Annotated in this window: 1 protein-coding gene; it reads left to right on the top strand. The window is 66.5% G+C overall.

Translation table 11 applies throughout. The features are described 5' to 3' along the window. On the top strand, positions 1–1,068 hold a 1,068-nt coding region (locus tag ABZ920_RS30495), incomplete at both ends, for a 2-oxoacid:acceptor oxidoreductase family protein (RefSeq protein WP_361512082.1).

Genomic DNA, 1,068 nt, shown 5'->3' with positions numbered 1-1,068 from the left:
AAGGACGTCCGTCGTCTGGACCGGGTGATCATCCGGTTCGCGGGTGACTCGGGTGATGGTATGCAGCTCACGGGGGACCGGTTCACGTCGGAGACGGCGTCGTTCGGGAACGACCTGTCGACGCTGCCGAACTTCCCGGCGGAGATCCGGGCGCCCGCGGGGACGTTGCCGGGGGTGTCCTCGTTCCAGCTGCACTTCGCCGATCACGACATCCTGACTCCGGGGGATGCGCCGGATGTGCTGGTGGCGATGAATCCGGCGGCGTTGAGGGCGAACGTCGGGGATCTGCCGCGGGGTGCGGAGATCATCGTCAACACGGACGAGTTCACCAGGCGGGCGATGCAGAAGGTCGGCTATACGGTCTCGCCGTTGGAGGACGGTTCGCTGGACGGTTACAGCCTGCATCCGGTGCCGTTGACGACGTTGACGGTGGAGGCGTTGAAGGAGTTCGGTCTCAGTCGCAAGGAGGCCGAGCGCAGCAAGAACATGTTCGCGCTGGGGTTGTTGAGCTGGATGTATCACCGGCCGACGGAGGGCACGGAGAGGTTCCTGACGAAGAAGTTCGCGAAGAAGCCGGCCATCGCGGCGGCGAATGTGGCGGCGTTCCGGGCGGGCTGGAATTTCGGGGAGACGACGGAGGATTTCGCGGTCTCCTACGAGGTGGCGCCGGCGGCCGCGGCGTTCGAGGTGGGTACGTACCGCAACATCTCGGGGAATCTGGCGTTGGCGTACGGGTTGATCGCGGCGTCGCGGCAGGCGGATCTGCCGCTGTTTTTGGGGTCGTATCCGATCACGCCGGCGTCGGACATCCTGCATGAGCTGAGCCGGCACAAGAATTTCGGTGTGCGTACGTTCCAGGCGGAGGACGAGATCGCCGGGATCGGCGCGGCGCTGGGTGCGGCGTTCGGCGGGTCGCTGGCGGTGACGACGACGTCGGGTCCGGGGGTGGCGCTCAAGAGCGAGACGATCGGGCTGGCGGTGTCGTTGGAGTTGCCGCTGCTGGTGGTGGACATTCAGCGGGGTGGGCCGTCGACGGGGTTGCCGACGAAGACGGAGCAGGCGGATCTG

Origin of the sequence: Streptomyces sp. NPDC046831 (assembly GCF_040645305.1) — a bacterium.
Classification (GTDB): Bacteria; Actinomycetota; Actinomycetes; order Streptomycetales; family Streptomycetaceae; genus Streptomyces.
This window is presented reverse-complemented; position numbering and strand designations above follow the sequence as displayed.